This window comes from Pseudomonas sp. IT-P44, assembly GCF_949768225.1.
Taxonomy (GTDB): domain Bacteria; phylum Pseudomonadota; class Gammaproteobacteria; order Pseudomonadales; family Pseudomonadaceae; genus Aquipseudomonas; species Aquipseudomonas migulae.
The window spans coordinates 1-716 of the sequence record NZ_CATKQM010000083.1 but is presented as its reverse complement, the minus strand read 5'-3'; the positions used below and the strand labels follow the sequence as shown (position 1 = coordinate 716).

The window sequence follows — 716 nt, the reverse complement described above, 5'->3', positions numbered from 1 at the left end:
GTCCCAGCTTTGCGCGCCGCTGCTCTCGGTTTTTTCGTCGTCCAGAATGCGGATCAGCAGCCCCGCCTTGGCGTAGTTCACATGCTCCTGAATCCAGGCTACGGACGGCCGGGTCAGGGCCTTTTTGCCTTCCTGACGAACCTTGAAGCCCAGGCGGCGCAGGCGTTTTGCCTGCTTTTCCGTGGCAGCCAGGCCGGCGGGAACGTTGTTCCAGCGTTTCATCTGCGCTGCAGTGCGGCGCTCGCTGACCCCGTTGTGTTGCTGGGCCGCGACCCAGGCGGTCAGGGCGTTTTTCCAGCCCAATTCGGCTTCATCTGCGCTGACCCGGGTGACCTGCATCAGCTTGGCCAGGCCGGCTTCCATCTTCTTTTTGCCCTTGCCTGTGCCCTTGCGCTCTTCGAACGGGGTGCCGTCCAGGTTCTGCTGGTCACGCACACGCTTGCGGCTCATGGTCCGCACGCGCTTGGTCACGTTGTTCAGCAAACGCCGGCGCAACTGCGGCGGCAGACTCAGCAGCGCCAGTTGCTCGCGCACGCCCAAGTAGCCCCGAGCATCGAGCTCGAAAGTGCTACGACCGGCCATGGCTGGACACCTCGCCGTGCTCTGCAACCCAAAGGTCGAACGGCACGAATGACCAGGTCTTATCGAACGCCAGGATCTCGCCGGCAGGGTCTTCAGACAGGTACTGCGGTTCGATGAACTCGAGGGTGATGTCG

General features: G+C 63.0%; 1 protein-coding gene and 1 pseudogene. Both read right to left on the bottom strand.

The genetic code is table 11. The annotated features are described in order from the left end of the window. Window positions 1–582, bottom strand: a 582-nt coding sequence (locus tag ACM6IO_RS27915) for a virion morphogenesis protein (RefSeq protein WP_414912615.1), incomplete at its 3' end; no start/stop codon positions are given. Beyond that, window positions 569–716: pseudogene (locus tag ACM6IO_RS27910) on the bottom strand (phage tail protein); the annotation flags it as partial. The pseudogene ACM6IO_RS27910 and the gene ACM6IO_RS27915, both read right to left, overlap by 14 nt.